Origin of the sequence: Rhodococcus sp. JVH1 (genome assembly GCF_000280725.2) — a bacterium.
GTDB classification, from domain to species: domain Bacteria; phylum Actinomycetota; class Actinomycetes; order Mycobacteriales; family Mycobacteriaceae; genus Rhodococcus_F; species Rhodococcus_F jostii_A.
Genome location: NZ_CP166289.1, coordinates 4,767,726 through 4,793,529, shown reverse-complemented (window position 1 = coordinate 4,793,529; position 25,804 = coordinate 4,767,726). Strand labels below are relative to the sequence as shown.

Below are 25,804 nucleotides of genomic sequence, written 5' to 3'. Positions count from 1 at the left end.
CCGATGGTAGGGGCGCGTTGTTGCCATGACCACGAGGGTCCACCTCTTGTCTTACCTGTTCGGTTCCTGCGGGCGGCCCCGTTCATGCAATCGGTTTCGTGGGAGCGACTTTCGTCATGGATGGGTCGCCGATGTCGAACTGTTAGCGGAACGGGTCGCGGCGCTGGATCTCGGCAAGGCCGTTCTCGCGGCGTGTGTGCGGGTGCCGCACCCACAAGCGGCAGCCACTTAGGTCGCACACGGTGCGGACATGGTGCCGCTGTCAGCGCCTCGATTGGGATCACCAAAGATGCGCACTCGCCGTGCGGACGGTCCGTTCTCGGATCAGCCCCAGCTCGGACGAGAAGGTGGCTCAGCTGCCGGGTTTCTGTTCGTGGACCCACGCGGCAAGTTGCGTACGCGAGGTGAAGCCGAGTTTGACGAGGGAGTGCTCGACGTGACCTTCGACGGTGCGTTGGGAAATTACAAGCCGGTCGGCAATTGCCCTGTTACTCAGTCCTTCGGCGACCAGTTCAGCCACTTGTTGCTCGCGTCGGGTGAGGCTGAGGGCCTCGCCACTCGTCGCGGGCACCTCGGCCCGCGTTTCTTCACCCAAGGCGTAGGCAACCGCCTCGTCCGCGCTCAGTGCTGCGCCTCGCTTCATTGCGGCCTCAAATGCTCTTTCACCGAGAGAGGTTCGAGCGTGCTGCCGAGACTTCTCGTGCAAAGTGGCAGTGTTTGTCAGAGCGGGTGCGCGACCACCGGTAGCGCTGAACAGTACGTCCGCAGCGCCCAGCAGCACTGTGGACCGTTCCGGCCTCTGTTCGACGTCGGTCCACGCAAATTGCTCGAGCGCCCAGGCGTAGCTCAGCTGACTTCCCACCATCCGGGACAGCCGCAGACCGTCCTCGAGGAGCGCGGTTCCACGCTCACGTTCTCCGTGCTGCCACATCGCGAAACCATAGTCACACAGCGCCATTGCTCGCCATATTCTTTCCTCCCGCGACTCGGTGAGCGCGATGAGCTCCTCGTAGCTCTCTGTAGCTCGCTGGATGTCGCCGGTCATCTCGAAGGCGAGCGCCAGCCAGACCAGTGCCGGCACCAGCTGATTGAGATCGCCTTCGGGACGGAAGACGTTGATCGCGTTCTCGAGGCTGGCGATACCTGTCCGAAGCTCTCCGCTGGAGACGGCGAGGCACCCCTCCGCGAAGGCGACCAACGCATCGAGGTCGGCATCCCCGACCCGGGCAGCCAGCAGTCGTGCCTGGTCCGTCGATACGGTGCCGGCGGCAACGTCACCCTGCAACGCGGCCAGCATGCTGCTGGTGCACAAAGCCTCGATCCGGTCGAAGGGTTGCTGACCTTCCTGACTTGTGAGTGCACGATCGAGCCAGTGACGGCCTTCGCTGAACAACCCTCGCACGAACCAGAATTGATACATCGCGGTGACGATGCGCATGCCCGCTTCTGCCTCGCCGTCCTCGCTAAGGCAGAACTCCATGGCGTCGCGCAGATTCGGCTGCTCACGCTCCAGTCTGGCGATCCACTCCATCTGCAGCGGACCGATCCATTCGGTCTTCGCGCGGAGCACGAGTTGCTCGTACCAATCTCTATGCCTTTTTCGAAGCTCCCAGTATCCGCCGGCTTCGTATAATTTCTCTCGTCCGTATTCACGAATCGTGTCCAGCAGTCGATACCGCACCACCGACCCGACCTCTTCGCGGATCAAAACCGACTTATCGATCAGAGACGTGAGCAGATCGAGTAACTCTCCGTCAGGCGGGTCCGCGGCGAGGACCCCCTCGGCAGCGTCGAGCTCGAAACCACCGGCGAACACCGCCAGCCGAGCCCATAACCACTGTTCCTGCGACGAGCACAGGTCATAGCTCCAGTCGATGCACAACCTCAAGGTCTGCTGCCTCGTCGGTGTTCCTCTGCCGCCTAGCGTGAGAAGTCGGAGTCTGTCGCCGAGGCGCTCCCATATCTGCTCGACCGACATCGCCCGCAATCGTGCCGCTGCCAGTTCGATCGGCAAGGGCAGGCCTTCCAGACGCCGGCAGATTTCAGCCACTGTGCCCATGTTGTCCTCGGTGAGCCTGAAACCCGGCACTGCGGCGCCCGCACGCTGCTCGAACAGGGTCACCGCGTCATATCGGGAAATCTCGCGTAGCGTCGCCGTCGATCGCGTCAGCTCCGGCAGCGACAGCGGGGGTACTCGAACCACTACCTCCCCACGAATGTCGAGAGACGCACGGCTCGTGGCGAGGATTTGGACACCTGGGCACGTCCGCAGTACGACCTGTGCAACGCCTGCAACTGCCTCGACTAGATGCTCGCAATTGTCCAGGACTAACAGAATCCGTTTTTCCGCCAGCTGTTCGGTGAGCACAGTCATGGGCGGCCGAACGGAGTGATCCTGTAAACCCAGCGCACCCGACACGGCCTGTCCGAGCAGGTCCCCGTCGTGTAGTTCACCCAGTTCGACGAACCAGACACCGTCGTCGTATTTCCTGCGCGAAACGTCGCCGATCCGCAGGGCGAGCCGGGTCTTGCCCACGCCGCCGGCGCCGATGAGAGTTACCAGCCGCGATCCGGACAGCAGCTGGCGGGTGTCTGCCAGCTCGTGCCGACGGCCGACGAAGCTGGTCAGGTCGAGTGGAAGATTTCCGGATTTGCCTCGCTTCGACTTGGCATGCACTCCGATGTCCGCGGGGGGCTCACTTTCGGGCATGGCCGCATCCATTATCGAACCGGCACATTACGCAGGAGACTGAATTGACGGGCGCGTCCGGTGCCCCGAGCCGATCGGCCAATCCGAAAGAAGTCGGCCGTACAGTCATGCGCCACCTCTTGACAAGTCGTGCCCACTATACGATGTACGTTCTACAGCCTGGTGACGGCGAGTTCAACTCCCCTGGCCCGCTCGACTGCGGGCGTCACCGCGGTGTTGGCCAGTCCCGCGAGTTTCACGCTTCGACCCGGTCGTCGGATGCGGCGAGGGAGTTCCCTCGTGAACGGATTATCTGTTCCGATTCCAACGGGCGGCTCGTAGTCCGATTTCACGGCGGGCGTTCCGACCCGATCGAGCAAGCACGCAGCGCACCGGGCCGACGTTTTTCTTTGCTGTGACGAGCCGGGCTGTTGCTCAGCCGATGGCGGTGATACCTCGCTCCCTCACGGGAGTCGCCGGGCACAGGTCGGGGAGGTCGTGTCCCATCCGGTCCCGTTTGGTCTGCAGGTAACCGAGATTGTGGTTGTTCGGCCGCGGCAGTAGGGGAACACGTGCTGCGACCTCGATGCCTGCATCCTGCAGACAGGTCACCTTCTGCGGATTGTTCGTCAGCAATCGCACCGACCCGATCCCCAGATCTCGCACGATCTGCGCAGCCGTCCCGTAGTGCCGGGCATCAATCGGCAGACCGAGATCCAGATTCGCGTCGACGGTGTCCCGGCCGAAGTCCTGCAGACTGTAGGCCTGCAGCTTCGCCGCCAGTCCGATGCCGCGCCCTTCGTGCCCACGCAGGTAGATCACGACACCGCAGCCTTCACATCTGATCCGCTCCATCGCTTCGGTCAGTTGCGGCCCACAATCGCAGCGACACGATCCGAAGACGTCACCGGTCAGGCACTCCGAATGCACTCGTGTCAGCACCGGGGCGGCATCGGAGATGTCGCCGTGCACCAGCGCGATGTGCTCGGTGCCGTCGGTTTCCACGCGATATCCGAAGGCAGTGAAGTCGCCGTGCCGTGTCGGCAGCCGGGTCGCGGCGACCCTCTCCACGAGCAACTCGTGCCGGCGCCGGTATCCCACCACACTGTCGATGGAGATCATCGCCAGACCGTGGGTGTCAGCGAAGTCCCGCAGCTCAGGAGCCCGTTTCATGGTGCCGTCGTCGTTGACGACCTCCACCAGCACACCCGCCGGAGCCAACCCCGCCATCGTGGCCAGATCCACTGCGGCCTCGGTATGGCCGCGCCGCACCAACACCCCGCCCTCGCGGTAGCGAAGCGGGAAGACGTGACCGGGCCGCGTCAGATCCGACGGCACCGAACCCGCACCGGCAAGCACCCGAGCAGTCCGTGCACGATCGGCCGCAGAGATCCCCGTGCAAACACCGTCGGCCGCGTCCACTGACACCGTGTACGCCGTGCGCATCCGGTCCTGGTTGTGCGGGGTCATCAACGGAATGTCCAGCCGGTCGAGCATCTGAGGCGCCATCGGCACACAGATCACCCCACTGGAATACCGAATGGTGAACGCCATCAGCTCCGGTGTGGCCTTCTCCGCGGCGAAGATGATGTCACCTTCGTTCTCCCGGTCCTCGTCGTCGACCACCACGACCGCCTTACCGGCCGCGATGTCGGCGATTGCCCGCTCCACACTGTCCAGACGGACTCTGTCGCTCATGGGAGTGCTCCTGCCTTCTCAATGGGAGGTGCGGGACGCTCTGGGAAGGGCGTCCCGCACCCGTCAATCTCTTTCCAGAATGAGTGCGTTTGCCATGCCGCCCGCCTCGCATACCGTCTGCAACCCGCGTCGCTGGTCGGCGTCTTCCATCGCATGCAGCATCGTGGTCAGCAACCGGCAACCAGTCGCTCCGAGCGGATGACCGAGGGCGATCGCTCCCCCTCGCGGATTCAGGCGGTCGATGTCGACCTCGAGATCCGACTGCCACGCCAGCGGCACGGAGGCGAAGGCCTCGTTGACCTCGAAGTGATCGATCTGATCGATCGCCAGGCTGGTCCGGGCCAGGATCTCCCGTGTCGCCGCGATCGGCGCCGTCAGCATCATCAACGGATCGTCACCGCAGGCGTAGAAGGACCGGAGTCGGGCCCGGGGACGCCAGCCCATTCGCCTGGCCGCCCGTTCGCTGGCGATCAGCACCGCGCTGGCGCCGTCGGTCAATTGGGACGAGTTCGCCGGCGTGACGTGCCATCGCAATTCCGGGAACCGTTCGGCGTACTCCTCGGTGCGGAAGGACGGTGTCAGCGCCGCGATCGAGTCGAGGGTGGTACCGGGACGAATGGTCTCGTCCCGGTACACCGTCTCATCCGTGGCCGGCACGCGAATGGGCACGATCTCGCGCACGAAAGCGTTGGCGGAGTCCGCCCGCGCCGCGAGTTGATGTGAACGCGCGGCGAACTCGTCGAGTTGTTTCCGGTCGAGATTCCACCGGTGCGCGATGAGTTCGGCTGCGACACCCTGGGGTAGCAGTCCCGGAGCGTACCGCTCGTTCACCGAGGGACCGTAGATGTCAGCACCCTGACGATTCGATCCTATCGGCACACGGCTCATCGACTCGACGCCGGCAGCGATCACGATGTCGTAGGACCCCGCCATCACGCCTTGCGCCGCGAACTGCAACGCCTGCTGACCGGAGCCGCACTTGCGCTCGATGGTCACGGACGGCACCTGCTCCGGCAGCCCCGCCGCCAGCCACGCCATCCGCCCGATGTTGCCGGACTGCTCGGAGGACTGCGTGACACACCCGACCAGTAGATCGTCGACCTCGCCGGGATCCACCGCCGTTCGCTCCACCAGCGCGGAAACCACCTGCGCCAGCAGCTCGACCGGATGAACACCGGCCAGCGCGCCAGCCGGGCGGGCTCGGCCCATCGGCGACCGGACCGCGTCGATGACGACTGCGGAGTTCATGTCGCGCTCCCACTGGCTCGCCGCATAGTGCTCACCATCGGGTGACGACCAGCTTCTGATCGGTGAAGAAATCCAACGGCGCAGCACCACACACATGCAGGTCACCGTAGAACGAGGCACCGTACCCACCCATCGTCACATTCGCCGGCGGCGCCGGAAACGCATTGACACCCACATTGCCGGCCCGGATACCCCGCTCGAACTCCGCCGCCACCGCACCAGAGCTGGTGAACACCGCTGCAGCGTTACCGAACTCGGTATCATTCGACAACGCGATCGCCTCCACGAGCGTATCCACCCGATGCACATTGATCACCGGACCGAACAACTCCCGACCCTCCACCCCGTGCCGCGGATCCAAATCGGCCACGATCGTCGGCCCGATGAAATAGCCGTTCTCCGACCCCGCCCCACCCACCGGCTTCACATTCCGACCATCGAGGACGAACGTCGCACCCAGATCCTCCGCCTCCCCCAGCGCCGCCAGGATCCGCTCCTTGCTCTCGGCGCTGACGACCGGGCCCATCGTCACACCCTCGGCCATACCGTCACCGACCACCAACTGATCAGCCAACGCCACCACACGGTCCATCAGATCGCCGTAGACATCACCAACCACCACGACCCGACTCCCCGCCAGGCACCGCTGCCCCGCCATCCCATACGACGAGGACACGATCCCGGCCGCCGCCCTATCGAGATCCGCATCCGGGGCCACCACGATCGGATTCTTCGCACCACCATTGGCCTGCACCCGCTTCCCGGCCGCTGCCGCCGCCCCATAAATCGCCCGCGCCGTCGGCGACGACGTGATACACGAGACCGCCACCACCGACGGGTGGGCGATCAGGTGCTTGACCACATCCGCCCGGCCGTGCACCAAGTTCAGCACCCCATCCGGCAGACCCGACTGCTGCAGCAACCGAATCGCCGCGGTGGACGCGAGCGGATCCTGCTCGGACGCCTTGATGATCAACGCATTACCGGTCACCAGAGCCCACGCCGAGAACTGCACCGTGTTCATCACCGGGAAGTTCGACGGCGTCACCGCCACACACACCCCCAACGGCTCCCGCACCCGCCGCGCATCCACACCAGTGGTGACATTCACGGCGTCGCTGTGATACAGCATCGGAGCGGCAATCGCCGTCTCCAGGAAATCGACGGCCCGCCCCACCTCACCGCGCGCCTCATCCAACGTCTTACCCTGATCGATCGTGATCGTGCGCGCCAACGACTCGACATTGTCCTCGAGGATCACCTTCATCCGATACAAAAACCGCACCCGCTCCGACAACGGCCGCGAACCCCAGTCACCGAAGGCGCGAGACGCAGCCACCACAGCCGCCTCCGCATCCTCGATCGTCGCCGGAACCAACTCCGTAATCACCCGCCCCGTCGCAGGATTGAACACCTCGACGGCATCCGCTCCCGACCCCGGCACCCACCGACCACCAATCAAACACATAGCCGTCAAATCCACATCGCAGATTGTCACTATTCAAACCCTCACTACTCGAAAATCGTTGGTAGGTGCCGCCGACTCGACGAACACGTATGGACGGTTCGGCCCCGAGAAGCCGATGAGTTGCTATGACGTCGGCGTCAGTGTTCGGTCGACACCGTGGGTAACACCGAGTTCGCCGCCCACATCGTGGACTTTGAGGCGCGGAAGCACCTCGGAGGCGAGCAGTTCGAAGTTTCGGGATGACACTTCGGGCGCCATGCCGCCGAAGGACGGTGCGATCAGGACCCCGCCCGCGTCCAGTCGATCGACATACTCGAGAATCCGGTCGACGACCTGATCCGGCGTTCCCCACACCTGGAGATCGGCGAGGAAGTCACAGAAGCCGTCGACTCCGTGCTTCTCGATGTTGCGGCTCAGCCCGGCGTAGTACTCGTAGCCTTCAATTTTCGCGAAGCCGACGTTGTCGAATTCGTAGTGCTCGACGGTCGACTCGGCGTAGCGCCGGAGGTAAACATCGCGCATCTCTCGGGCCTCGGCTTCTGTCTCTCCTACTCCGACGAAGACACAGATGATCGGCTTGGCCGGCTCCTCGCCGTTGATCTCGAGGTAACGGGCACGGTAGTCGCGCATCTCGGCTTCGGCTTTGTCCCAGGGCTTCTGCGCGATGACCATCAGCCCGACCTGCAGACTTGCCATGAGGTCGATTGATTGCGGAGACACCGCCGATGCGAAGGTGCGACCGCGGAACGACGCATACGGCGCGGGGCGCAGGTCCATGGCCGGCTGTTTGTACAGTTCGCCGTCGGCTTCGATGACGCCGGACTCGAGACCGTTCAGGATCGCTTCGGCATACTCCGCGAAGAGCCTGCGGGACTTGCCCATCTCCACCCGGAAGCCGTCGAACTCTACCCGGCCGAGCCCTCGGCCGATGCCGAGCATCGAGCGGCCGCCCGAGAGATGGTCGAGCAGGATGAAGTTCTCGGCGGTCCGAACCGGGTCCTGCCAGGGAAGGACGGACACCATCGTGCCCAGTTTGACCGTGGACGTCTTGGCCGCAAGCCACGAGAGAAACTGCGGGACATCGGGTGTCATGCCGTAGGCAGTGAAGTGATGTTCGGGGGTCCATACCGAATCGAATCCGGCTGCTTCCGCGCGCAGCGCGAGATCCAGCTCGTTGCGATAGGTCTCTGCGTCGGAGACGTTTCCGTCGATGTTCTGAAATACGAGAGTGATGCCGGTGTGCATCTCTCCTCCTTCGTCGAGTAGTGCGATCGGTCCTACCGACCGGTTGGTACGTAGTGTAACGGCCGAAACCTCAGGGCGCCAGAGGCAAATCAACTTCGAATCAGCTGATTCGTGGGACCACGCCCGGAATCACCCCACGGGTCTGCCACACAGCAGATCGGCGGCCTTCTCACCGATCATCACGGTCGCAGCATTCGTGTTGCACGAGACGATGCTCGGCATGACCGACGCATCTGCGACGCGCAACCCGTCGACGCCGCGCACCCGAAGGTGCGGATCGACCACCGCCGTCGCGTCAGTGCCCATGCGACAGGTTCCCGAAAGGTGGAAGAAGCTGCTGACACTGTCGTGTATCGCCTTCTCCAACTCCGGGCGGTCGAGGCGAAGTAGTGCGGGGGCGTCGGAAGTGCCACCCCATTCGTCGAATGCGCTCGTCTCGGCGAGTGTGTTCACCACCTCGATTCCGGCGATGAGCTGTTCGATGTCGTACGGGTCGCTGAGGTATTTCGGATCGATCAGCAGCGGCGCTTCCGGGTCGGAAGACGCCAGGCGAATGCTTCCGCGGCTTCGCGGGCGCATGTGCCCGATCCCGAAGGTGAAACTGTTCTCGGCTGGCCGTTGCCACGGCGTGTGGTAGTCGACCTGGATCTGCACGATTTGCAGCTCCGGCCGGGTCTGAGACGGGTTCGTCTTCGCGAAGAGCGTCGACTCGGCGTAGTTGCCACTCGGTGGGGGCAGCTGTCGATCCGCGCGCATCCGGACTCCCGCCAGCAGGATGTGGTCCTGCAGGTTCAGGCCGACCTCCGGCGAATCGATCACCGGTTGCACGCCGACCGACTCGAGGTCTCGGACCGGTCCGACGCCCGAATGCAGTAGCAGCCGCACGGAATCGACTGCACCGGCGCACAAGACAACGTCGCCGGCCGCCGCGGACCGGATCGAGTGACCGTCCCGGGTGTACTCCACCCCGAGACAGCGATCGCCCACGATGACGAGGCGTCGACAGATCGCCCCGGTGCGAACTGTCAGATTTGTCCGGCCGAGCGCCGGCCTGAGGTAGGCGCTCGCGGTGCTCTGTCGCCTGTTCGCGCTGATCAGCAGCTCATGGCACGCTGCCCCGAGTAACTCGCCACTGTTGAGGTCTGCTGCGACGGCGTGCTGCGCCTGCCGCGCGGCCTCGACGTGGGCGAGTGACAACGGGTGGGGCGAGTCGATCGGCCGCGGCGCCAGTGGTCCGCCCCGACCCCGGAATCGGGGGTCGCCGTCGGGGACGTCTTCGGAGCGCATGAAGTAGGGCAACACCGAGTCGTAGTCCCAACCCTCAGCGCCCTCCGCGGCCCACGAGTCGTAGTCGACTCGGTGTCCCCGCAGGTGCGCCATGACGTTGATCGAGCCCGAGCCGCCCAGGACCTTGCCGCGGGTCGCGGGAACCGTCCGCCCGAGAGTCTTCTGCGGAACCGTCGAGTAGTTCCAATCCAGCTCGCTGCCGGCCAAACTCGGCCAGGCACCTGGGTTCTCGATGTCTGGTCGTCGCTCGGAGCCGCCGGCCTCCAGGAGCAGGACCCGGACCTCGGGATCCTCGGTGAGTCGCGCAGCAATGATGCACCCGGCGGTTCCGCCGCCGACGACGATGTAGTCATAGGTATCCATGATGCTCTACCGCCCGACCCCAACCGGCTGCACCGCGCCCGCCGTCACGGTATTCGCGTTCGGAACGTCACCGAGTAGTTCTGCTGGCATGATCCAATCCTCAATGTCGTACGGATAGAGGGGTTCTCATCGTTGTCAGGAACGGAGCACCGATCTCGGATATTTCGGGGAACGACCGCCCAGAGTCACTGATTCAGGCTGGAGCGCGTCCGGTGCGTGAGGCTTCTCGGCAACAGATAAACGAAGTTCATCTGCGCTTACATACTAACCGGGCGGTACGTAACGTTGTGAGATGACGTTACCGCACTACGCGTCAGGGGGTCAAGAGATCGCGACGATACCGCTGGGCCCGCGGTTCACCCGGATAGCGCGAACCCGCCGCGTCACGGTAGGCGCTAAACGAGCACGGCCTCCACGAAGGGGCATTCGTGGAGGCCGGGTGGTCGAAGAGTGCAGCTCAGGCGTCCGCTGGTCGCTCGATCAGTCCGTCGATGAGAATGTCGGCGTAGATGGTGCCGATTTCGCGGGGGGTCACCGAGCCCTTCAGATCCAGCCAGACGTGTGTCCACGCCCCCATGCCGATGATCCCGAATGCCACAAGTCGTGCCGGGCCCTTCTGTCGGAACACACCCTCCTGCATGCCGCGCTCGATCACGTCGACGAAGAAGCGCTCGAACTCGTCACGCTTCTGCTGGATCTCGGCGAAGACATCAGTGGGCAAGAACTTCCGTTCCTGCATGAACACCGTGATCTCCGCCTTGTAGATCGACATCGGTTCGAGTAACGCCTCGGTGATCAGTCGTCGCAGGATCTGATCCGGACTCTGTTCCTTGTCCGCCATGACACTGCGCGCACGCCCGAGCTGATAGTTGATGAACTCGTCGTGCACCCGGTAGAGCAGGTCTTCTTTGCTCTCGAAATGGTGATAGAAGGCGCCCTTGGTCAGGCCCGCCGCATCGACGATGCTCTGGACAGACGTTGCCGCGTATCCGTTCCGCTCGAAAAGTTCGACCGCGTTCTCGAGCAGGGCACGCCGAGCTCCCTCGGGGTCGCGGACCCTACGGCCACTCGTCTTGCCACTCGAAACCTTCGGCCTCGCCACGAAACTTCCTCCCTGGCTGTTCAGCTCGCCATTCATCGCCGAGTGCGCGCCATCCATCTCGAGCACTCTGCACGAAGCGGGTAGGCGCGATGCTACGGGCACGCCGGCGCACTGCACAACGCCTCACGCACTCTCGCAGTATACATCCGTACCAGTCGGCATGATATGGCCGTCCGACGAAGCTATCGAGAGTCTTCGGGGCCGGGGAGATCCCGAAGGATCTGGACTGCCGTCATCGCGGTGGGCCAGCCGGAGTAGAACGCGAGGTGAGTGGCGACTTCCACGAGTTCTTCGACGGTGAGGCCGTTGTCCAGTGCCCTCCGCAGATGGAAGGGCAGCTGCTCGGAGCGGTAGAGCGCGATCAAGGCAGCGACGGTGATGAGGCTTCGGTCTCGAGGTGTCAGTTCACGACGTTTCCAGATGTCGCCGAACAAGGTGTCGTCGGTGAGTTCGGCCAGCTTCGGAGCGAACGAACCGAGTGCCCGTCGGGCGGGGCCGGGCATATCGGGCATGATTGTTCCTTCGAGTTACTTGGGGCCGCGGTGCCGCCGGGTGTCCCGTGTTCATTTACGCCGGCGCAGTGCGCAGTGCGTTCGTCAGCGAGGCACCTTCCCTGGACAGCCAGGTGCTGACCGTGTCCGTGAGGTGGTCGAGTTCGGAGTCCACGACGTAGAGACTCCGAGTGGGCACGACGGCACCCAGTTCGACCAGCAGCGGTCGGAGGTGGACCTCGCCGGCCATGGCATGGTGTGGGGCGCCGCCCACCATCACGGGCACCGCTACGACGCCGTCGAGCGAGACGGAGCCGAAACGGTCGAAGAAGGATTTGAGCAGGCCCGTGTAGGTCGCCTTGTAGGTCGGCGAGACCACGATGAGGGTGTCGACTCCGCTGACGAGCTCCATGTCCCGTTGCACCGTCGCGCAGTCGGGGTCCAGAACGTCCCCGCCGTGCATCGCCAGATCGACGACAGGGCCGACCCTGCCTCCGACCGCATCGGCAACTTGACGGCCCACCTCCAGTGCGACGGTTGCCGTCCGCGATGCCGGCCGCGGGTTTCCGACCAGAACGCCGACTGTGATGTCGTTGTGCACCAAGGACTCTCCTCGATAGATCGTCAACGAATATCGGTTCATACCTGCGATCCGACGGCCGTGAAGAATTCCCGGCGTGCATAGGCCAACGCATGGCAATCCTCGCGCACTCCCCCGTCGACCACGGCACCGACCACGATCGTGTGATCGCCGGCCTCGACCATCTGCTCGACCCGGCACACTGCGAACGCCGCGGTGTTCTCCGCGAGCACCGGCCCGCCCAGTCCTCCGTCCGGGGCCGACCATGCATGTCCGTCGAACTTCGAGTCCGACTTGACCGCGAAGGCCAGCGCGACGCTCTCATGGCCGTCGGCGATGTAGTTGACGGTGAAGGATCCCGACGAACGCACCGCCTGCAGGGTGTTCGACCCGTGGTCGAGGCATGCGAGGACGAGCGGGGGATCCAGCGAGACAGAGCACACCGCGGACATCGTCAGACCCTGGTGCCTGCCGTCGTCACCGGTGGCAGTGACGACTGTGGCAGGGCCTGGTGCATACGCCATGATGTCTTTGAACTTGCCCAGGTCGATCATTGTTCGTTTCTCCTAGCTGGATCGGGATAACGTGGTGCGGCCCGCGGCGCGAATCGCGTCCTGGACACCGGGGTTGTACGCACTGGCTGCCTGAGCCCAGGACTCGAATCCCACCGCCACGTCGAAGGAGTTCTCGGCGGCGAGATTCACGGCTTGTTTCATGTCGCGAGCGAGCGACGGCTGCAGATCCGCGACCGAATGTGCGAGAGTCAACGCTTCTCCGAGCGGGTCATCGGCGTAGACGTCTGCGAGTCCCTCGTCATGGGCTTGCACGCCGTCGAGTGTGCGACCGAGGAGAACCGTGCGCAGTGCACGTCCCCGCCCCAGCTTCTGCGTCAGGAAATAGGTGCATCCGCCTCCCGGATGCAAGCCCAATTTCGCAAAGGTGGCGCCGAATCTGGCGTTCGGCCCCGCGATCGTAATGTCGCATGCCAACGCGAGATTCAACCCGGCACCGATCGCATGACCGTTGACGGCGGAAACCGTGGGGTATGGAAGCTCCCGCAGCCACAGGAAGCTCTCGTAGTACGACAGTTGACGGGCCCGCATGCTCGACGGGGTCGCGCCGTTCACGCCGAAGATCGCCATGAGATCCGCCCCGGCACAGAAGGAGGTCCCGGACCCGGTCACCACCAGGCACCGTGTTTCAGTGTCGGTGGACAGCTGGTCCGCTGCGTCGAGTAGCTCGAGGCGCATGGCGGGGCCGATGGCGTTCCGCTTCTCCGGGTCGTCGAGTACGAGAACCCGAATGCCGTCGTCGTGGCGCTCGATGCGGATTTTATCGAATTCTGTCATTTCCCAGTCCTTCTGCGAGTTTCCGGTCGGCACCGATCAACGTGGTCCGACCGTCGGCGTTCGTTACCGACTCAGCCTGCGTCGGGACGTACCGCGACGGCTTCGATCTGAACACGCAGGTTCGAGGCGATACCGAGGACGAACGTCGACCGTGCCGGGTATGGTCCCTCACCGAAAGCGCCCTTGTATGCATCGAGGAACTCGAAGCGATATGCCTCGTCCTGCAGATAGCAGGTGGTCTTGACGACGTCTCGCAGTGTGAGGCCTGCGTCCGCCAAGATCCTGGCGACGTTCTCGAGGCAGATCCGGGTCTCGTCGGCGATCGATTCCGCCTCCTTACGTCTCGCCATGGTCTCGGGGTCGATCGCCAGGCCCGCGGCATAGACGAACACGTCGGTCGCGGTACCGGACGACAGCCCCTGCGGGCTGAAATCTCCCAATTCGGCTGGATTCAAGTAGTCGATCATTTCGACCTCGTCTTTCGTTTGTACGATCTGGTTGGGATCTGTCTTTCTCGGGTTCAGCCCTGTCTTTGGCCGTCCCAGTCGCGAGGACCGCCTGTTTCCTACTGCGGCGCTCACGCCGTGCGTAGGTCGACGGTCCGGGTCTCACCGAGCGCGCTGACAGAAAGCGCGGCCACGATGCACAGCGCGGAGATCATCACGGAAACCGCGATGCTGCCCGGTCCTCCCGGCGCGATGAAGGTTGCAGCGAGGAGCGGGCCGAGGCCGCCACCGATCATGCCGGCGAACTGGTAGCACAGGGATACGCCCGTGTAGCGGGACGCCGTCGGGAACAGCTCCGCGAGCAGAGCGGGGACCGGGCCGTTCGCCGCCGCGTTGAGCACGGTCATGCTGATGACATACGAGAGCAGGATCAGTGGGAAGCTTCCCGACGTCACCAATGGGAACATCGCGAACGCGTGGATCGCCGTGAGCAGGGCTGCGGTGACGTAGACCGGCCGCCGGCCGTATCGGTCGGAGAGCCACGCGAACAACGGGACAGTGAGAAGCATGCCAGCCGTACCGATCATCATCGCGTTGAGCAGCGTCTGGCGCGGGATCCCGAAGTCCTTGTGCGCGTAAGTCACCAGCAGTGACGTCGCCACTGCGTACGCCATGAACGGCCCGGCGTAGACGCCGATTCCGAGCAGCACGCGACCCCGGCGTTCCCGAAGTAGCGCGAACAGCGGCGCGCGGCGCGGCTCCTCCTCGTTACGCGCCTTCTTCTCGGCCAGCAGGACGGGACTCTCGCGTACGCCGACCCGGATGTACATGCCGATTCCGACGAGGGCGACCGTCACGAGGAAGGGCAGGCGCCAACCCCACGACAGGAACTGGTCCTCGGAGAGCCCACCGAGCGCCGCGAAGGCCGCGAAGGACAGTAGGAGTCCGGCCGAGGCTCCCATCTGGGTTGCGCTGCCGTAGAATCCGCGGGACTTCGTGTTCGCATGTTCGACAGCCATCAAGACGGCGCCGCCCCATTCACCGCCGACGGCGATTCCCTGTATGAGACGGAGCGCCACGAGCAGGGTCGGGGCGAGCACGCCGATCTTGTCGGGTGTCGGCAGCAATCCGATCGATACGGTTGCCACCCCCATGATGCTCAGGGTCCAGATGAGCGAGGACTTCCTGCCGAACCGGTCGCCGAAGTGGCCGAAGATGATTCCACCGAGCGGGCGGGCGAGGTACCCGACGGCGAGCGTGCCGAACGAGGCGATGAGCGCCACGGCCGGCGACGATCCCGCGAAGAACACCGGGGCGAACACCAGGCTCGCCGCGGTCGCGTAGATGAGGAAATCGTAGTACTCGATCGTGCTGCCGATCGCGCTGGCGATATAGACGCGGCGCCGTTGGCGAACAAGATCGTCATTGGGCCTGTCCGTAGTTGCCCTTGGGGAGGAAGTGCCGTCGAGAGTGCTCATTGCGGTCTCCGGATTCGGGGCGGGGGCGGATCGCTGGTGATCACATCGGCCCGCTGAGTGGGGGGCTATTTCGGGAGGATGATGTCGAGTGGTCGGTTGTAGAGGATGTCATCGACCACGTCGTGTGGGATCGGGAGTGGCATGTCGAGTTCCGATATCGCCAGGAACTGATCGGCGGACTCTTTCGGGCAGAATGACGGGAAGTCGGAGCCGAACACCAGGCGGTCGGTGACATGGCCCTCGATGGCGAGTCGGAGCCCGTTGTAGAGCTGCCAGGTTTTCACCGGTAGCGTCGATACGTCGGCGAAGACGTTGCGGTTCTTCATCATCAGTTCGACCGTCTCGTTCATCCACGGCTTCCCGAAGTGGGCGACGAGGATGTTCGTGTCCCGGAACTCGCGGGCGACCTTGTCGAGAAACATGGGGTACGCGTATTCGTTGCACCCGTCGGGCGCGAACACGCTCGCCTGGTGGAACATGAGGAAGATGCCGAGATCAGCGGCAGCGCGATAGACCTCGTAGGCCTCGTCGCAGTGCGGATGGAAACCCTGATACGGCGGTGAGAGTTTCACCCCGTGGAGGCCGTATTCGCGCACGGCACGGCGGAGTTCGTCCGCTGCGCCGGGCTGGGTCGGGTCGACGCTGCCGACCCCGATTGCCCGTTCCCGGTTGGCGTCGAGGTACTCGCCGACATAGTCGTTCGGCACCTTCATTCCGATCCGGGCCACCTGCAGGCCGAGGACCAGGAACCTCTCGACGCCGGACTCCACCATCACCCGGGTGTGTTCGGCGAGGTCGGCGCGACCGAAGCCTGGCCGACCGACGAGCTCGGTTCCTCGGTCGGTCCATACCGGGCCGAGGTGTTCGGGCAGGTAGATGTGTGTGTGCCAGTCGGTGAACGGGCGGTCGGGCATCGTGGCTATCCCTGTCTCTTGGGCCGGAGTGCGACGGCATCGATCTCGACGCGGCAGTCGCCGGCGATGCCGACGACGAGCGTCGTGCGCGCCGGGTACGGGCCTTCGCCGAAGACCTCGGTGTACGCGGTCCAGAACTCCTTGCGATACGAATCGTCGGCCAGGTAACACGTCGTCTTCACCACGTCCCCGAGCGTGCAGCCGACAGTCTCGAGGATCCCCTGGATCTCCTCCAGCGCGATCTTCGTCTCGTTCGCAATGGTGTCGGCCTCCGGCTTACGCGCCAGCGTCTCCAGATCCAGCGCCATGCCGCCGCAGAACACGTAGTCCTTGGTCGCCACACCCGGATTCATTCCGAATCGAGGGTAGGGAAGGTTGCCTGGGTTGAGGTATTCCGTCATGAGTATTCCTTCTGTGGGATCCGGTGGATCAGTTCGCGGCGACAGCCGTGGAATCGAGTGTGCGGAGTTCCGGCATGCACTCGCTGGCGAAGAGTTTCAGGGATCTGTCGATGTCGTCGTGTGCGATGCCCGGCACGCCCATCTGCAACAGCCAGTTCTGGATCCCGTGCGACTTCGTCATCCGCGTCATCTTCTCGAGCACGGTGTCCGGCGAACCGATGAAGAGGTGATCACGATCGAACATGAGATCCCAGGGGGCCATCGCCTTGTACTTGGGATCGTTCGGGTCCTCGTCGGCGTCGAGGAAGACCCCGATACCGCGAACCCGGCAGATAAGCTCGAAGAACTCCACCACCGCCGGCTCAGCGATGCGACGCGCCTCCTCGTCCGTGTCCGCGACGTATGCCATGCGCAGCACGCCCACATCCTCGCCGAGTGCCGGGGTGACGCCGGTGACCTTGGCCCGCTCGTCACGGTAGAGCTCGCAGAGGTTGTGGAGAACCTGACCAGTGGGGTACCAGGTGATCGGCTGCATACCCTTCTGAGCGGCGCGCCGGAAGCCCTCGACAGTCTCGGTGACCGCGAACAGCGGCGGCATCGGCTGCTGGTACGGCTGCGGAGTGATCCCGAACGCTTGAAGTATGCCGTCATCGCCGACCCAGCCTTCCGGATCGGGCGCACCGGGCGAGTGGATGAACTTCGTCCCCGGCTCCGGGAATGTGTAGCGCGGCCCCTTCCAACTGAACTGGCGGTCGGTCCAGATCCCCTTCACGATCGCGAGGTTTTCGTCGAAGATCCCGTAACTGTTCTCGCTGCCGTTCCAGCGGTTTGCCTCGGGATTGAGGTTCATCACCTCGATCGGCAGAATTCCCCGACCGAACGCCACATCGAGACGACCGTCACTGAAGTGGTCCAGGATGGAGAGATCCTCCGCCACCCTCAGTGGATGCCACAGGGTCAGCGATACCGCCGCCATCCCGAAACGGATGCGGCTCGTCCGAGCGGCCAGATCCGTCGCCAGCATGATCGGATTCGGGCTCGCATCGGTCCCGTCGACATCGAAGTGATGCTCCCCCAACCAAATACGGTCATATCCGAGCTGGTCCGCCATCACGGCATGTCGCCGCGTCGCCTCCAGCACCTCATGCCAGGACAACTCGCCCGAACGATTCGTCAACGCATACAGCAAATCCAGTTTCATACTTCACTCCAAGTCTCTGTGGCCGACCGCCGCTTCCGACGAGAACGACCGTCGTTTCTTCAACCGGTTTTCGAGGGCCGACGTCACACCGCACCCTTCCGTGACGACCATCACACGAGGGTCCCTGCGGGCCGGCCCCGATGCCAGCGGGAAACTACCTATCCACTACCTGTGCACTACGTATCTGCCATGACCGCCTTCAGCCATGGCTGCGACCTCCGCAGCACGGCAATACCTGTCCCGTGACATATGCCGCCTGGTCGGAGCCCAACCAAGCGACGGCTTCGGCGATATCGATGGGCCTGCCCGGGCGTTGCAGCGGAATGCGCGAGATGATGCGGTCACGCACCCTCGCGGGTACCGCGTCGGTCATGTCGGTGGCGATGAAGCCCGGTGCCACGGCGTTGACGCGCAAGCGCGGCGCGTGGCTCAACGCCAGTGACCGGGTCAGACCGACTACGCCGCCCTTGGAGATGGCGTAGTTGAACTGGCCGACGTTGCCGAGGTATGCGCGTGAGCTGATATTGACCACCGCGCCACCATCGACGATCTCGTCGGCCAGTTCGGACGTCAACTCGAAGGTCGCGCCGAGGTTGATTCGATTGACGAGTCGGAAGTTCGGTTCGGTCATGTCGCCGATCAGAGCATCGCGCGTGATACCGGCGTTGTTCACCAGCAAGGTCGGCTGCCCCTCTTCGGACCGTATCGCGGAGCGAATCTGCGCACGGCCCTCCGGATCGGCGATGTCGGCCTTTACTGGCGTGGCATCGATCGATGCCGCGCTGTCCCCGACCGTCGGATCCACGTCTACCAGGACCAGGCGGTAGCCGTCCTTCGTCAGGCGCCGGGCAATTTCGAAGCCGATACCCCGGGCCGCGCCTGTGACCACTGCAATCTTCATGGCAGAGCTGCTCCTAAATGTTCGTCGCCGAGTACGAAGGCTTGACCGTTGGCCCCGCGAGTGGCGACGAGGAGATCCACCGCGTCGGCAACCGACTTCGGTTCCACATCGTCGGCCACGGCGACGACCGTCGAGTAGCCGTTGTGTTTTCGGCGCTCGAGCGCGAGTGCGCGTGCGCCGCTGAGTAGGCCGGCTGCGACAGCCGCGTCCAGCGGTTCGGTTCGTCCCAGCAGTGCGGCCGAGGGCACGACGTAGACCACTGCACCACCGGCCGCGACTGTCTCCCGGGTCATGTCGAACGCCTGAGCCAGTTCGTCCTCGGTCTCCGCCCATTCACGAAGACCGGTCCGTGCGACGAATACGAGACCGTCACGGGGGTCTTTTCCCGCAGGGCCGGCGCCGGTCAACACCTCATTGAGTTGCGGGTCGTCCGCGCGGACCCTCATACCTTCGCCTCCCGCTTCACCAATGCCACCATTTCTCCTTCTTGTACGACGACATCGTGCTGGTTGAGAACCTGCACGTGCTGGACCATGACGCCACGGTCAGGCTTCGACGTAGGAGTCAGCTCCACGACCTCGTTGGCCGCGCGGATCGTGTCGCCGATGAGCACCGGACGCACGAAGCGCCAGCGACGGATCTCGGCGAACGCCACCAGGGTGTCGTCGAAGATTCCGAGCCGGCCCCGAAGGCCTGTCACGATCGACAGAACGAGCGCTCCGTGAGCGATCCGTTCGCCGAACTGACTCTCGCGCATAGTCTGCGCATCAGTGTGCAGAGTGTGAAAATCACCGGACACTCCGGCGAAGTTGACCACGTCCGCCTCCGTCACAGTGCGACGCGGAGTCTCGAACGTCATTCCGATTTCCACGTCGTCGAACCACAGTCCGGCCATGGGACACCTTTCGAGAATTCATTTGCGGAACTCCGACTCGAAGCAGTTTGCCGAGCGGCTACCGTTCACGGAAACTTAGTACCGCCCGGTCGGTACGTCAAGCATTAAGATGCATTCGCCTGGACGATCCCGGTACCTACGCCGAATTACCTACCAGCATTGCGTATATCGCCCACTTTTGCCATAGTGCGTAATCACGACATACGGCGATCAGCCTCTCGTCCAACATTCCAACCGGTTTGCAGACGCACACGCTGGCACCGGGACGCAACGTGACGCAACACCCGAAACCGACTCAGCCACAACCGAAGGGATTCTCCAATGAGAGATCCGCGACTGGTTCCGCCCATAGCGTCGGACCCACACGACATGGACGACTTACGCGCCGAAGTCCGGCAATTCGTCGACGCCCAGTTCGCTGATGGGCGCATCACTCCGCGGATCGACAGCTGGCTCACCGGCTGGCACGAGGACTTCTCGCGCACACTCGCCGACCGGGGATGGGTCGGCATGACGATCCCAATCGAGTACGGTGGCCATGGTCGCAGCCACCTCGAACGTTTCGTCGTCACCGAGGAACTCCTCGCTGCAGGCGCCCCGGTCGCCGCGCACTGGATCGCCGACCGCCAGATTGCACCGTCACTCCTCCTGTACGGCAACGAATTTCAAAAACGGAAGTACCTACCCGAGATCGCCCGCGGCGAGTGCTACTTCGCCATCGGCATGAGCGAACCCGACTCCGGATCCGACCTCGCCAGCGTCCGCACCAAAGCCACCCGCGTCGACGACGGCTGGGTCCTCAGCGGCACCAAGGTCTGGACGTCCGGCGCCCACCATGCCCATGCATTCATCTGCCTCGCCCGCACGACCCCCGTCGACCCCGCACATCGGCACGATGGACTGAGCCAGTTCATCGTCGATTTGCGGTCCCCGCGCGTCGACATCCGGCCCATCGTCTCGATGCACGGTGGGCACCATTTCAACGAAGTCATCCTCAACGACGTCTTCGTCTCCGACGACATGGTCTTCGGCACCATCGGCAGCGGTTGGCAGCAGGTCACCTCGGAACTGAGCTTCGAACGCAGCGGACCCGAACGCTTCCTGTCCACATTTCCTCTCCTCGCCGACACCGCGGAACAGATGCGGACAGGGGCAGTATCCCGACACCCCGACCTAGGCCGGTATCTCGCCCGAACAATGGGGCTGCACCAGATGTCCACCGCGGTCGCCGGAGCCCTCGGACGCCACGAACCCGCCGACGTCGCCGCGGCCGTCGTCAAAGTCCTCGGAACTACCACCGAAGGCGACATCGCCGATTTTGCCGACGTCATCACCGGTGACACCGGTCCGACCCCCCGTCGCTACCGGGCAATGATCGATGACGCCGCCGCCCAACGCCCCGGATTCACCCTTCGTGGCGGCACCAACGAAGTTCTGCGCGGCGTGATCGCGCGGGGATTGGGAATGCGCTGATGACGACACCGACCACTGTCGACCCCGATCTTGTGGAAATGATGTCTGCGGTCTTCGTCGCTTACCGCGACCAGAAGGAACCTGACGCCGGTACCGCTACGTGGGACCCGATCCTCTGGTCCCACCTCACCGATCTCGGCCTGACCCGCCTCACCGGACCAGAGGAATCCGGCGGCAGCGGAGCCGGATGGCTCGAAGCCGCGGAACTGCTCCGCGCCGCCGCGGCCAACGGCGTCCGAATCCCGCTGGCCGAACACGACCTGCTCGCCGGCTGGCTGCTCGATACCGCCGGGCTTCCCGCAGACGACGCCCGCCGCACCGTCTGCCTGCTCGATCACACCGGAACTGCCCACCGGGTGCCCTGGGCCGCCCAATCCGACAAGATCGTCACGGTCTGGCGCGACACCCACACGTACGTTGTCGCTGACATCGAGACGAACATGCTCACCATCACGCCGGAGGCCAACATCGCCGGCGAACCCAGAGACACCGTCACCATCGACAGCGCCCACTCGGGCACTCCGATAGCTGACGCGGTCGTCGACCAACTACTCCTGCGTGGCGCACTGATCCGAGCCGTGCAGACGAGCGCCGCCCTCGATCGCATCCTCGACCTGTCGATCACCCACACCACCGAGCGCACGCAGTTCGGGCGGCCCCTCGCGAAGTTTCAGTCCGTCCAGAACCTCGTCGCCGACATCGCCGCCGAAGCCGCACTCGCGCGGGCCGCCACCGAAGCCGCCCTGAACGAAGCCGTCCGCACCGATTGGTCCGCAACGAACCTCGACGTCCTTGTCGCCGTTGCCCGCTCCTGCACAGGGCACGCCGCCTCTACCGTCGTCCGCAATGCCCACCAGGTACACGGAGCGATCGGCACCACCCGCGAGCACCGCCTGCACGAGTTCACCCAACCTGCCCTCGCGTGGCGCTCCGAGTTCGGCTCCCTCCACCACTGGGACGACATGCTCACCACCGCATCCATCACGGCAGGCCGACAGAATCTGTGGTGCCTCGTCACCGCATAGTCTTCCGGCCGCCAATGACCAACGAATTGAGTAGTGCCGAATGACATTCGCACTTGCACAGAGAATTACGGAAGTCTTTCGCGTTCTCGCGCACACTCGTGTAGCCGCGCGAGAGTTCGAGTTCTGGACTGCCATGACCAGCCCGGCTTCCTCACCTGAGCCGAGAAGACCGGTCGACGCCTTTGGCGGCCTCGACACGAGAGACAGCGACGGCCCCAGAAAGGAAGACGCCCGATGAGTGACTGCCAGGACTTACCCCGCGAAGCACGCGAACTCATCACCCTCGCTCGGCAATGGATTCCCTATGGCAGGGTTCCCGCAGAGCTTGTCTTCCAGACATTCGGAATCACCGAGCACCAGTTCGTCGACAGGCTATGGGCAGTAATACAGGATACTCGCTGCGATCCGCATCTCGTCCGTGCGCTTTCCTCCACCTATCCGCGCCGGCGGTCCCACTGGGCAGCACCCACAACGCGCGGTAGCTCACCGGTCTGAGCAGACACCGCCCCACATACCGCCGATCCGCACTGTTCGAGGCAGCTGCAGCACCACGCGGTACTTTGTCCACACGGACGCCGCCGTCACGGCCGCCGCCGCAGCCCATCCGGCGTGGGCCGCCCTCCCCGCACCGGCCCGGGGCGCCATCCTCATGATGGCGGCGAATCTGCTGCAGGAACGTGGTTCCGTTGTGGCCTCGGACCTCGTCCGGGAAGAAGGCAAGACCCTCGCCGAAGCCCGCGGCAAAGTCACGCGCGCCGTGGACGTGTTGCGGTTCTTCGGTTCCCTCGGGTGGGCGGCCACCGGCGAGGTGCTCCCCAGCGGACTGCCCGGAACCAGCGTCACCACCCGCCGCGGACCCCTCGGCGTCTTCACGCTCATCACGCCGTGGAACTTTCCCATCGCCATCCCCGCGTGGAAGACCGCCCCCGCACTCGTCTCGGGCAACACGGTGGTGTTCATGCCCGCCGAACTCACACCCCTGTCCGCAACGCACCTTGCCCGCGCCCTCCACGACGCCGGTCTCCCCGCCGGTGTCTTCAACGTGGTCCACGGCAAAGGACGGGTGGTGGGTGATGCCCTTGCCCGCGATCCCCGCGTCGCGGGGCTGTCCTTCACCGGCTCGACCTCCGTCGGGTTGGGACTGCAGGACATCCTGAACGCCCGCCGAGCCCGGGTACAGCTGGAGATGGGCGGCAAGAACGGGGTACTGGTGCTCGACGACGCCCGGAATGCCGCACAGGTCGTGGCCGCCGGGGCGTTCGGCCTGACCGGGCAGGCCTGTACGGCGACGTCCCGCGTGTACGTCACACCCGGAATCCGCGATGCGTTCCTCGATGCGCTGGTCGAGGAAGCTGCTCGGTACGTTCCGGGTGACGGTTCGGCGGACACGACCCGCATGGGCGCGGTGGTGAGCAGCGCGCAGTTCGAGCAGGACCAGGCCGCGGTGCGCTCCGCAGTCGGGCGCAGGCGCAACACTGCGACACGGGGATTACGCCGGCGACTCGTCCGCCGGGTTCTTCTTCCCGGCCACCGTGCTCACCGATCTGCCGCTCGACGATCCGGCGGTCACGGACGAGATCTTCGGCCCGGTCGTCGCCGTCCTGGAGGTCGCCGACTACGAGGCCGGGCTCGCCGCCGTCAACGACTCCCGCTACGGACTCACCGCGGGAATCTGCACCGACAGCCTCGCCCGCTCGACGGACTTCGCGGCCCGGGCGCAGGCCGGCGTCGTCAAGATCAACCGCCCGACAGCCGGGCTCGACCTGAATGTGCCGTTCGGCGGAGTGAACGATTCGTCCACGAACACGTTCCGGGAGCAGGGTCGCAGCGCGGTGGATTTCTACACCTGGGGGAAGACCGTGTACACGGGCGTCTGATCCGACGGCATCCGTGAGCGTGTGGGAGGGCCGTCCCATACGCCCTGTTGGACATTTGTGCATGTGGCGGAAAGCGTGGTTGTGCTGTACAACATAAACAGCGAGACCGGTTTGTGATATGAACCACATCTAAACGTTACTTTGCGACACCACTACACAGACATGAACAACAGTTCCGGGGGGAGCGGATCCGCGCAGGTGGATCCGGGTTCGGGAACGGTAAGGACACCACATGCTGTTGCCGATGGCACCGACCGATTCACTGTTTCTGCTCGGCGAGTCCCGCGAGCATCCGATGCACGTCGGCGGCCTGGCAGTGTTCACGCCGCCCGAGGGGGCGTCGGCGGCCGATGTGCGCGCGATGTTCGATGCCGCGATGTTCGATGCCGCGCTGATCGGTGACCAGGTGGCGGTGCCGTTCCGTAAGCGGGCCCGCCGCTCGGTGACGTCGCTCGGCCAGTGGGGCTGGGACACCCTTCCGCACCACGAGGTCGACCTGGAACACCACGTGCGCCGGGACGCCCTGCCTCAGCCGGGCGGAATGGCCGAACTGATGACCCTGGTGTCGAGGCTGCACGGCACCCTGCTCGACCGCAGCCGCCCCCTGTGGGAGATGCACCTGATCGAGGGCCTCGCCGACGGCCGCTACGCGATCTACACCAAGATCCACCACGCCCTCGCTGACGGTGCATCCGCGATGAGGCTGCTCCGCGACAGCATGAGCGAGGACCCGCATCGTCGGAACATGCCCACACCGTGGCAACCCCGCAACCCGCTGACGGCCGTGCCGGACGCGGGCGTCGCGGTTTCGGGTGGGCTCGGCTCGGCACTGCCCGCGATGGCGTGGGACGCCGCCCGCGCCGCGGTCGGCGAGGTGGCCGGACTCCTGCCCGCAGCGGTCGGCACCGTGGATCGCGCCCTGCACGGCAAGGGTGGTGCGGTGTCGCTGACCGCACCGCACACCCTGTTCAACGTGCCGATCAGCGGAGCCCGGCACGTCGCCGCCCGGTCCTTCCCCCTCGAACGGATCCGCCTGCTGGCCAAGCACGCCGACGCCACCATCAACGACATCGTGCTGACGATGTGCGCGGGCACCCTCCGTGCCTATCTGCACACCCGCGACGCGTTACCGGACAATCCGCTGATCGCGATGGTCCCCGTCTCCCTCCGCGCGCCGAATACCGGGGCCGGAGGCAATCGGGTGGGAGTGCTCATGTGCAACCTGGCCACCCACCTCCCCGACCCCGCGCACCGCCTCGAGACCGTGCGCAACTGCATGAACGAGGGCAAGGCGGCCCTCCAGGCGATGAGTCCCGCCCAGGTGCTCGCGATGAGCGCCCTCGGCGCCGCCCCGCTCGGAGTCGAGATGTTCCTCGGCCGCCGCGGCCCGCTGCGGCCACCGTTCAACGTCGTCATCTCCAACGTCGCCGGCCCCCGAACCCCGTTGTACTGGAACGGGGCCCGGCTCGAATCCCTCTACCCGCTCTCCATCCCCACCACCGGGCAGGCACTCAACATCACGTGCACCAGTAGCGACGACCAGATCGTCTTCGGCCTCACCGGTTGCCGCCGCACCGTCCCGGATCTGCACCCCATGCTCGATCAGCTCGACGCCGAACTCGATCTCCTCGAGACCGCCGTCGGACTGTGACCTCGGCGGAGCATCTGCGCGA

General features: G+C 64.7%; 23 protein-coding genes and 1 pseudogene. 5 read left to right on the top strand and 19 right to left on the bottom strand.

What is annotated here, in order from left to right; all coding sequences use genetic code 11:
- Positions 1-352: 352 nt before the first annotated feature.
- The 19 genes from JVH1_RS22140 to JVH1_RS22050 form a co-directional block, all read right to left on the bottom strand.
- Complete coding sequence (locus JVH1_RS22140) at positions 353-2,710, bottom strand: LuxR C-terminal-related transcriptional regulator (RefSeq protein ID WP_043782891.1); 2,358 nt, start codon at positions 2,708-2,710, stop codon at positions 353-355.
- A 414-nt stretch (positions 2,711-3,124) separates the two neighbouring features.
- Positions 3,125-4,387: a bifunctional 3,4-dihydroxy-2-butanone-4-phosphate synthase/GTP cyclohydrolase II gene (locus JVH1_RS22135; protein WP_009480605.1), complete on the bottom strand. Its 1,263-nt coding sequence runs from the start codon at positions 4,385-4,387 to the stop codon at positions 3,125-3,127.
- Between the two features lie 63 nt (positions 4,388-4,450).
- Positions 4,451-5,635: an acetyl-CoA C-acyltransferase gene (locus JVH1_RS22130; protein WP_371113026.1), complete on the bottom strand. Its 1,185-nt coding sequence runs from the start codon at positions 5,633-5,635 to the stop codon at positions 4,451-4,453.
- Positions 5,636-5,666: 31 nt separating this feature from the next.
- The gene (locus JVH1_RS22125; RefSeq protein ID WP_371113025.1) at positions 5,667-7,079 is read right to left on the bottom strand and encodes an aldehyde dehydrogenase family protein; all 1,413 of its coding nucleotides are present in this window, start codon (positions 7,077-7,079) and stop codon (positions 5,667-5,669) included.
- Positions 7,080-7,226: 147 nt separating this feature from the next.
- Positions 7,227-8,348 (bottom strand): LLM class flavin-dependent oxidoreductase, encoded by a 1,122-nt coding sequence (locus tag JVH1_RS22120; RefSeq protein ID WP_009475728.1) that lies wholly within the window; start codon positions 8,346-8,348, stop codon positions 7,227-7,229.
- A 129-nt stretch (positions 8,349-8,477) separates the two neighbouring features.
- Positions 8,478-9,998: a GMC family oxidoreductase gene (locus JVH1_RS22115; RefSeq protein ID WP_009475729.1), complete on the bottom strand. Its 1,521-nt coding sequence runs from the start codon at positions 9,996-9,998 to the stop codon at positions 8,478-8,480.
- Between the two features lie 457 nt (positions 9,999-10,455).
- On the bottom strand, positions 10,456-11,100 hold the full coding sequence (locus tag JVH1_RS22110) for a TetR/AcrR family transcriptional regulator (protein WP_237735158.1): 645 nt from the start codon (positions 11,098-11,100) through the stop codon (positions 10,456-10,458).
- A gap of 182 nt (positions 11,101-11,282) precedes the next feature.
- The gene (locus tag JVH1_RS22105) at positions 11,283-11,612 is read right to left on the bottom strand and encodes a carboxymuconolactone decarboxylase family protein (RefSeq protein WP_009475732.1); all 330 of its coding nucleotides are present in this window, start codon (positions 11,610-11,612) and stop codon (positions 11,283-11,285) included.
- A gap of 55 nt (positions 11,613-11,667) precedes the next feature.
- A complete protein-coding gene (locus JVH1_RS22100; protein WP_009475733.1) occupies positions 11,668-12,192 on the bottom strand; it encodes an NADPH-dependent FMN reductase in 525 nt (174 codons plus the stop codon).
- A 38-nt stretch (positions 12,193-12,230) separates the two neighbouring features.
- Positions 12,231-12,725, bottom strand: a complete 495-nt coding sequence (locus JVH1_RS22095) for a flavin reductase family protein (RefSeq protein ID WP_009475734.1) — start codon at positions 12,723-12,725, stop codon at positions 12,231-12,233.
- A gap of 12 nt (positions 12,726-12,737) precedes the next feature.
- Positions 12,738-13,520, bottom strand: coding sequence for an enoyl-CoA hydratase-related protein (locus tag JVH1_RS22090; protein ID WP_043779501.1), 783 nt, complete (start codon positions 13,518-13,520; stop codon positions 12,738-12,740).
- Between the two features lie 71 nt (positions 13,521-13,591).
- Entirely contained in the window at positions 13,592-13,987 is a 396-nt protein-coding gene (locus JVH1_RS22085; RefSeq protein ID WP_009475736.1) for a RidA family protein, read from the bottom strand.
- A gap of 110 nt (positions 13,988-14,097) precedes the next feature.
- Entirely contained in the window at positions 14,098-15,444 is a 1,347-nt protein-coding gene (locus JVH1_RS22080) for an MFS transporter (protein ID WP_009475737.1), read from the bottom strand.
- A gap of 65 nt (positions 15,445-15,509) precedes the next feature.
- Positions 15,510-16,358: an amidohydrolase family protein gene (locus JVH1_RS22075; RefSeq protein ID WP_009475738.1), complete on the bottom strand. Its 849-nt coding sequence runs from the start codon at positions 16,356-16,358 to the stop codon at positions 15,510-15,512.
- A 5-nt stretch (positions 16,359-16,363) separates the two neighbouring features.
- Entirely contained in the window at positions 16,364-16,759 is a 396-nt protein-coding gene (locus JVH1_RS22070) for a RidA family protein (RefSeq protein ID WP_009475739.1), read from the bottom strand.
- 28 nt (positions 16,760-16,787) lie between these two features.
- Entirely contained in the window at positions 16,788-17,960 is a 1,173-nt protein-coding gene (locus JVH1_RS22065; RefSeq protein WP_009475740.1) for an LLM class flavin-dependent oxidoreductase, read from the bottom strand.
- A 199-nt stretch (positions 17,961-18,159) separates the two neighbouring features.
- Positions 18,160-18,861, bottom strand: a complete 702-nt coding sequence (locus JVH1_RS22060) for an SDR family oxidoreductase (RefSeq protein ID WP_009475742.1) — start codon at positions 18,859-18,861, stop codon at positions 18,160-18,162.
- Positions 18,858-19,307: a hypothetical protein gene (locus tag JVH1_RS22055; protein ID WP_009475743.1), complete on the bottom strand. Its 450-nt coding sequence runs from the start codon at positions 19,305-19,307 to the stop codon at positions 18,858-18,860. Before JVH1_RS22055 ends, JVH1_RS22060 begins: the two co-directional genes overlap by 4 nt.
- A complete protein-coding gene (locus JVH1_RS22050) occupies positions 19,304-19,756 on the bottom strand; it encodes a MaoC/PaaZ C-terminal domain-containing protein (RefSeq protein WP_005256873.1) in 453 nt (150 codons plus the stop codon). Before JVH1_RS22050 ends, JVH1_RS22055 begins: the two co-directional genes overlap by 4 nt.
- 321 nt (positions 19,757-20,077) lie before the next feature.
- Here JVH1_RS22050 and JVH1_RS22045 point away from each other — a divergent pair, with 321 nt between their 5' ends.
- From JVH1_RS22045 to JVH1_RS22025, 5 genes and pseudogenes are all read left to right on the top strand, one after another.
- A complete protein-coding gene (locus tag JVH1_RS22045) occupies positions 20,078-21,229 on the top strand; it encodes an acyl-CoA dehydrogenase family protein (RefSeq protein ID WP_009475744.1) in 1,152 nt (383 codons plus the stop codon).
- Positions 21,229-22,254 carry an acyl-CoA dehydrogenase family protein gene (locus tag JVH1_RS22040; RefSeq protein ID WP_009475745.1) on the top strand — a complete coding sequence of 342 codons (1,026 nt, stop codon included), beginning with the start codon at positions 21,229-21,231 and terminating at the stop codon, positions 22,252-22,254. The genes JVH1_RS22045 and JVH1_RS22040 overlap by 1 nt, the downstream gene beginning before the upstream one ends.
- A 418-nt stretch (positions 22,255-22,672) precedes the next feature.
- Positions 22,673-23,677 (top strand): annotated as a pseudogene (locus JVH1_RS22035) (aldehyde dehydrogenase family protein); the annotation flags it as partial.
- 109 nt (positions 23,678-23,786) lie between these two features.
- Complete coding sequence (locus JVH1_RS22030; RefSeq protein WP_371113023.1) at positions 23,787-24,131, top strand: aldehyde dehydrogenase family protein; 345 nt, start codon at positions 23,787-23,789, stop codon at positions 24,129-24,131.
- 232 nt (positions 24,132-24,363) lie between these two features.
- Positions 24,364-25,782, top strand: a complete 1,419-nt coding sequence (locus tag JVH1_RS22025) for a wax ester/triacylglycerol synthase family O-acyltransferase (protein WP_009475747.1) — start codon at positions 24,364-24,366, stop codon at positions 25,780-25,782.
- The last annotated feature ends 22 nt before the right edge of the window (positions 25,783-25,804 follow it).

What these genes read in the sequence shown, in the direction of transcription:
- JVH1_RS22140 (WP_043782891.1), bottom strand. Translation starts at nt 2,710, where the DNA reads ATGCCCGAAAGTGAGCCCCCCGCGGACATCGGAGTGCATGCCAAGTCG.
- JVH1_RS22135 (WP_009480605.1), bottom strand. Translation starts at nt 4,387, where the DNA reads ATGAGCGACAGAGTCCGTCTGGACAGTGTGGAGCGGGCAATCGCCGAC.
- JVH1_RS22130 (WP_371113026.1), bottom strand. Translation starts at nt 5,635, where the DNA reads ATGAACTCCGCAGTCGTCATCGACGCGGTCCGGTCGCCGATGGGCCGA.
- JVH1_RS22120 (WP_009475728.1), bottom strand. Translation starts at nt 8,348, where the DNA reads ATGCACACCGGCATCACTCTCGTATTTCAGAACATCGACGGAAACGTC.
- JVH1_RS22115 (WP_009475729.1), bottom strand. Translation starts at nt 9,998, where the DNA reads ATGGATACCTATGACTACATCGTCGTCGGCGGCGGAACCGCCGGGTGC.
- JVH1_RS22105 (WP_009475732.1), bottom strand. Translation starts at nt 11,612, where the DNA reads ATGCCCGATATGCCCGGCCCCGCCCGACGGGCACTCGGTTCGTTCGCT.
- JVH1_RS22095 (WP_009475734.1), bottom strand. Translation starts at nt 12,725, where the DNA reads ATGATCGACCTGGGCAAGTTCAAAGACATCATGGCGTATGCACCAGGC.
- JVH1_RS22090 (WP_043779501.1), bottom strand. Translation starts at nt 13,520, where the DNA reads ATGACAGAATTCGATAAAATCCGCATCGAGCGCCACGACGACGGCATT.
- JVH1_RS22085 (WP_009475736.1), bottom strand. Translation starts at nt 13,987, where the DNA reads ATGATCGACTACTTGAATCCAGCCGAATTGGGAGATTTCAGCCCGCAG.
- JVH1_RS22080 (WP_009475737.1), bottom strand. Translation starts at nt 15,444, where the DNA reads ATGAGCACTCTCGACGGCACTTCCTCCCCAAGGGCAACTACGGACAGG.
- JVH1_RS22075 (WP_009475738.1), bottom strand. Translation starts at nt 16,358, where the DNA reads ATGCCCGACCGCCCGTTCACCGACTGGCACACACACATCTACCTGCCC.
- JVH1_RS22070 (WP_009475739.1), bottom strand. Translation starts at nt 16,759, where the DNA reads ATGACGGAATACCTCAACCCAGGCAACCTTCCCTACCCTCGATTCGGA.
- JVH1_RS22065 (WP_009475740.1), bottom strand. Translation starts at nt 17,960, where the DNA reads ATGAAACTGGATTTGCTGTATGCGTTGACGAATCGTTCGGGCGAGTTG.
- JVH1_RS22060 (WP_009475742.1), bottom strand. Translation starts at nt 18,861, where the DNA reads ATGAAGATTGCAGTGGTCACAGGCGCGGCCCGGGGTATCGGCTTCGAA.
- JVH1_RS22055 (WP_009475743.1), bottom strand. Translation starts at nt 19,307, where the DNA reads ATGAGGGTCCGCGCGGACGACCCGCAACTCAATGAGGTGTTGACCGGC.
- JVH1_RS22050 (WP_005256873.1), bottom strand. Translation starts at nt 19,756, where the DNA reads ATGGCCGGACTGTGGTTCGACGACGTGGAAATCGGAATGACGTTCGAG.
- JVH1_RS22045 (WP_009475744.1), top strand. Translation starts at nt 20,078, where the DNA reads ATGAGAGATCCGCGACTGGTTCCGCCCATAGCGTCGGACCCACACGAC.
- JVH1_RS22040 (WP_009475745.1), top strand. Translation starts at nt 21,229, where the DNA reads ATGACGACACCGACCACTGTCGACCCCGATCTTGTGGAAATGATGTCT.
- JVH1_RS22025 (WP_009475747.1), top strand. Translation starts at nt 24,364, where the DNA reads ATGCTGTTGCCGATGGCACCGACCGATTCACTGTTTCTGCTCGGCGAG.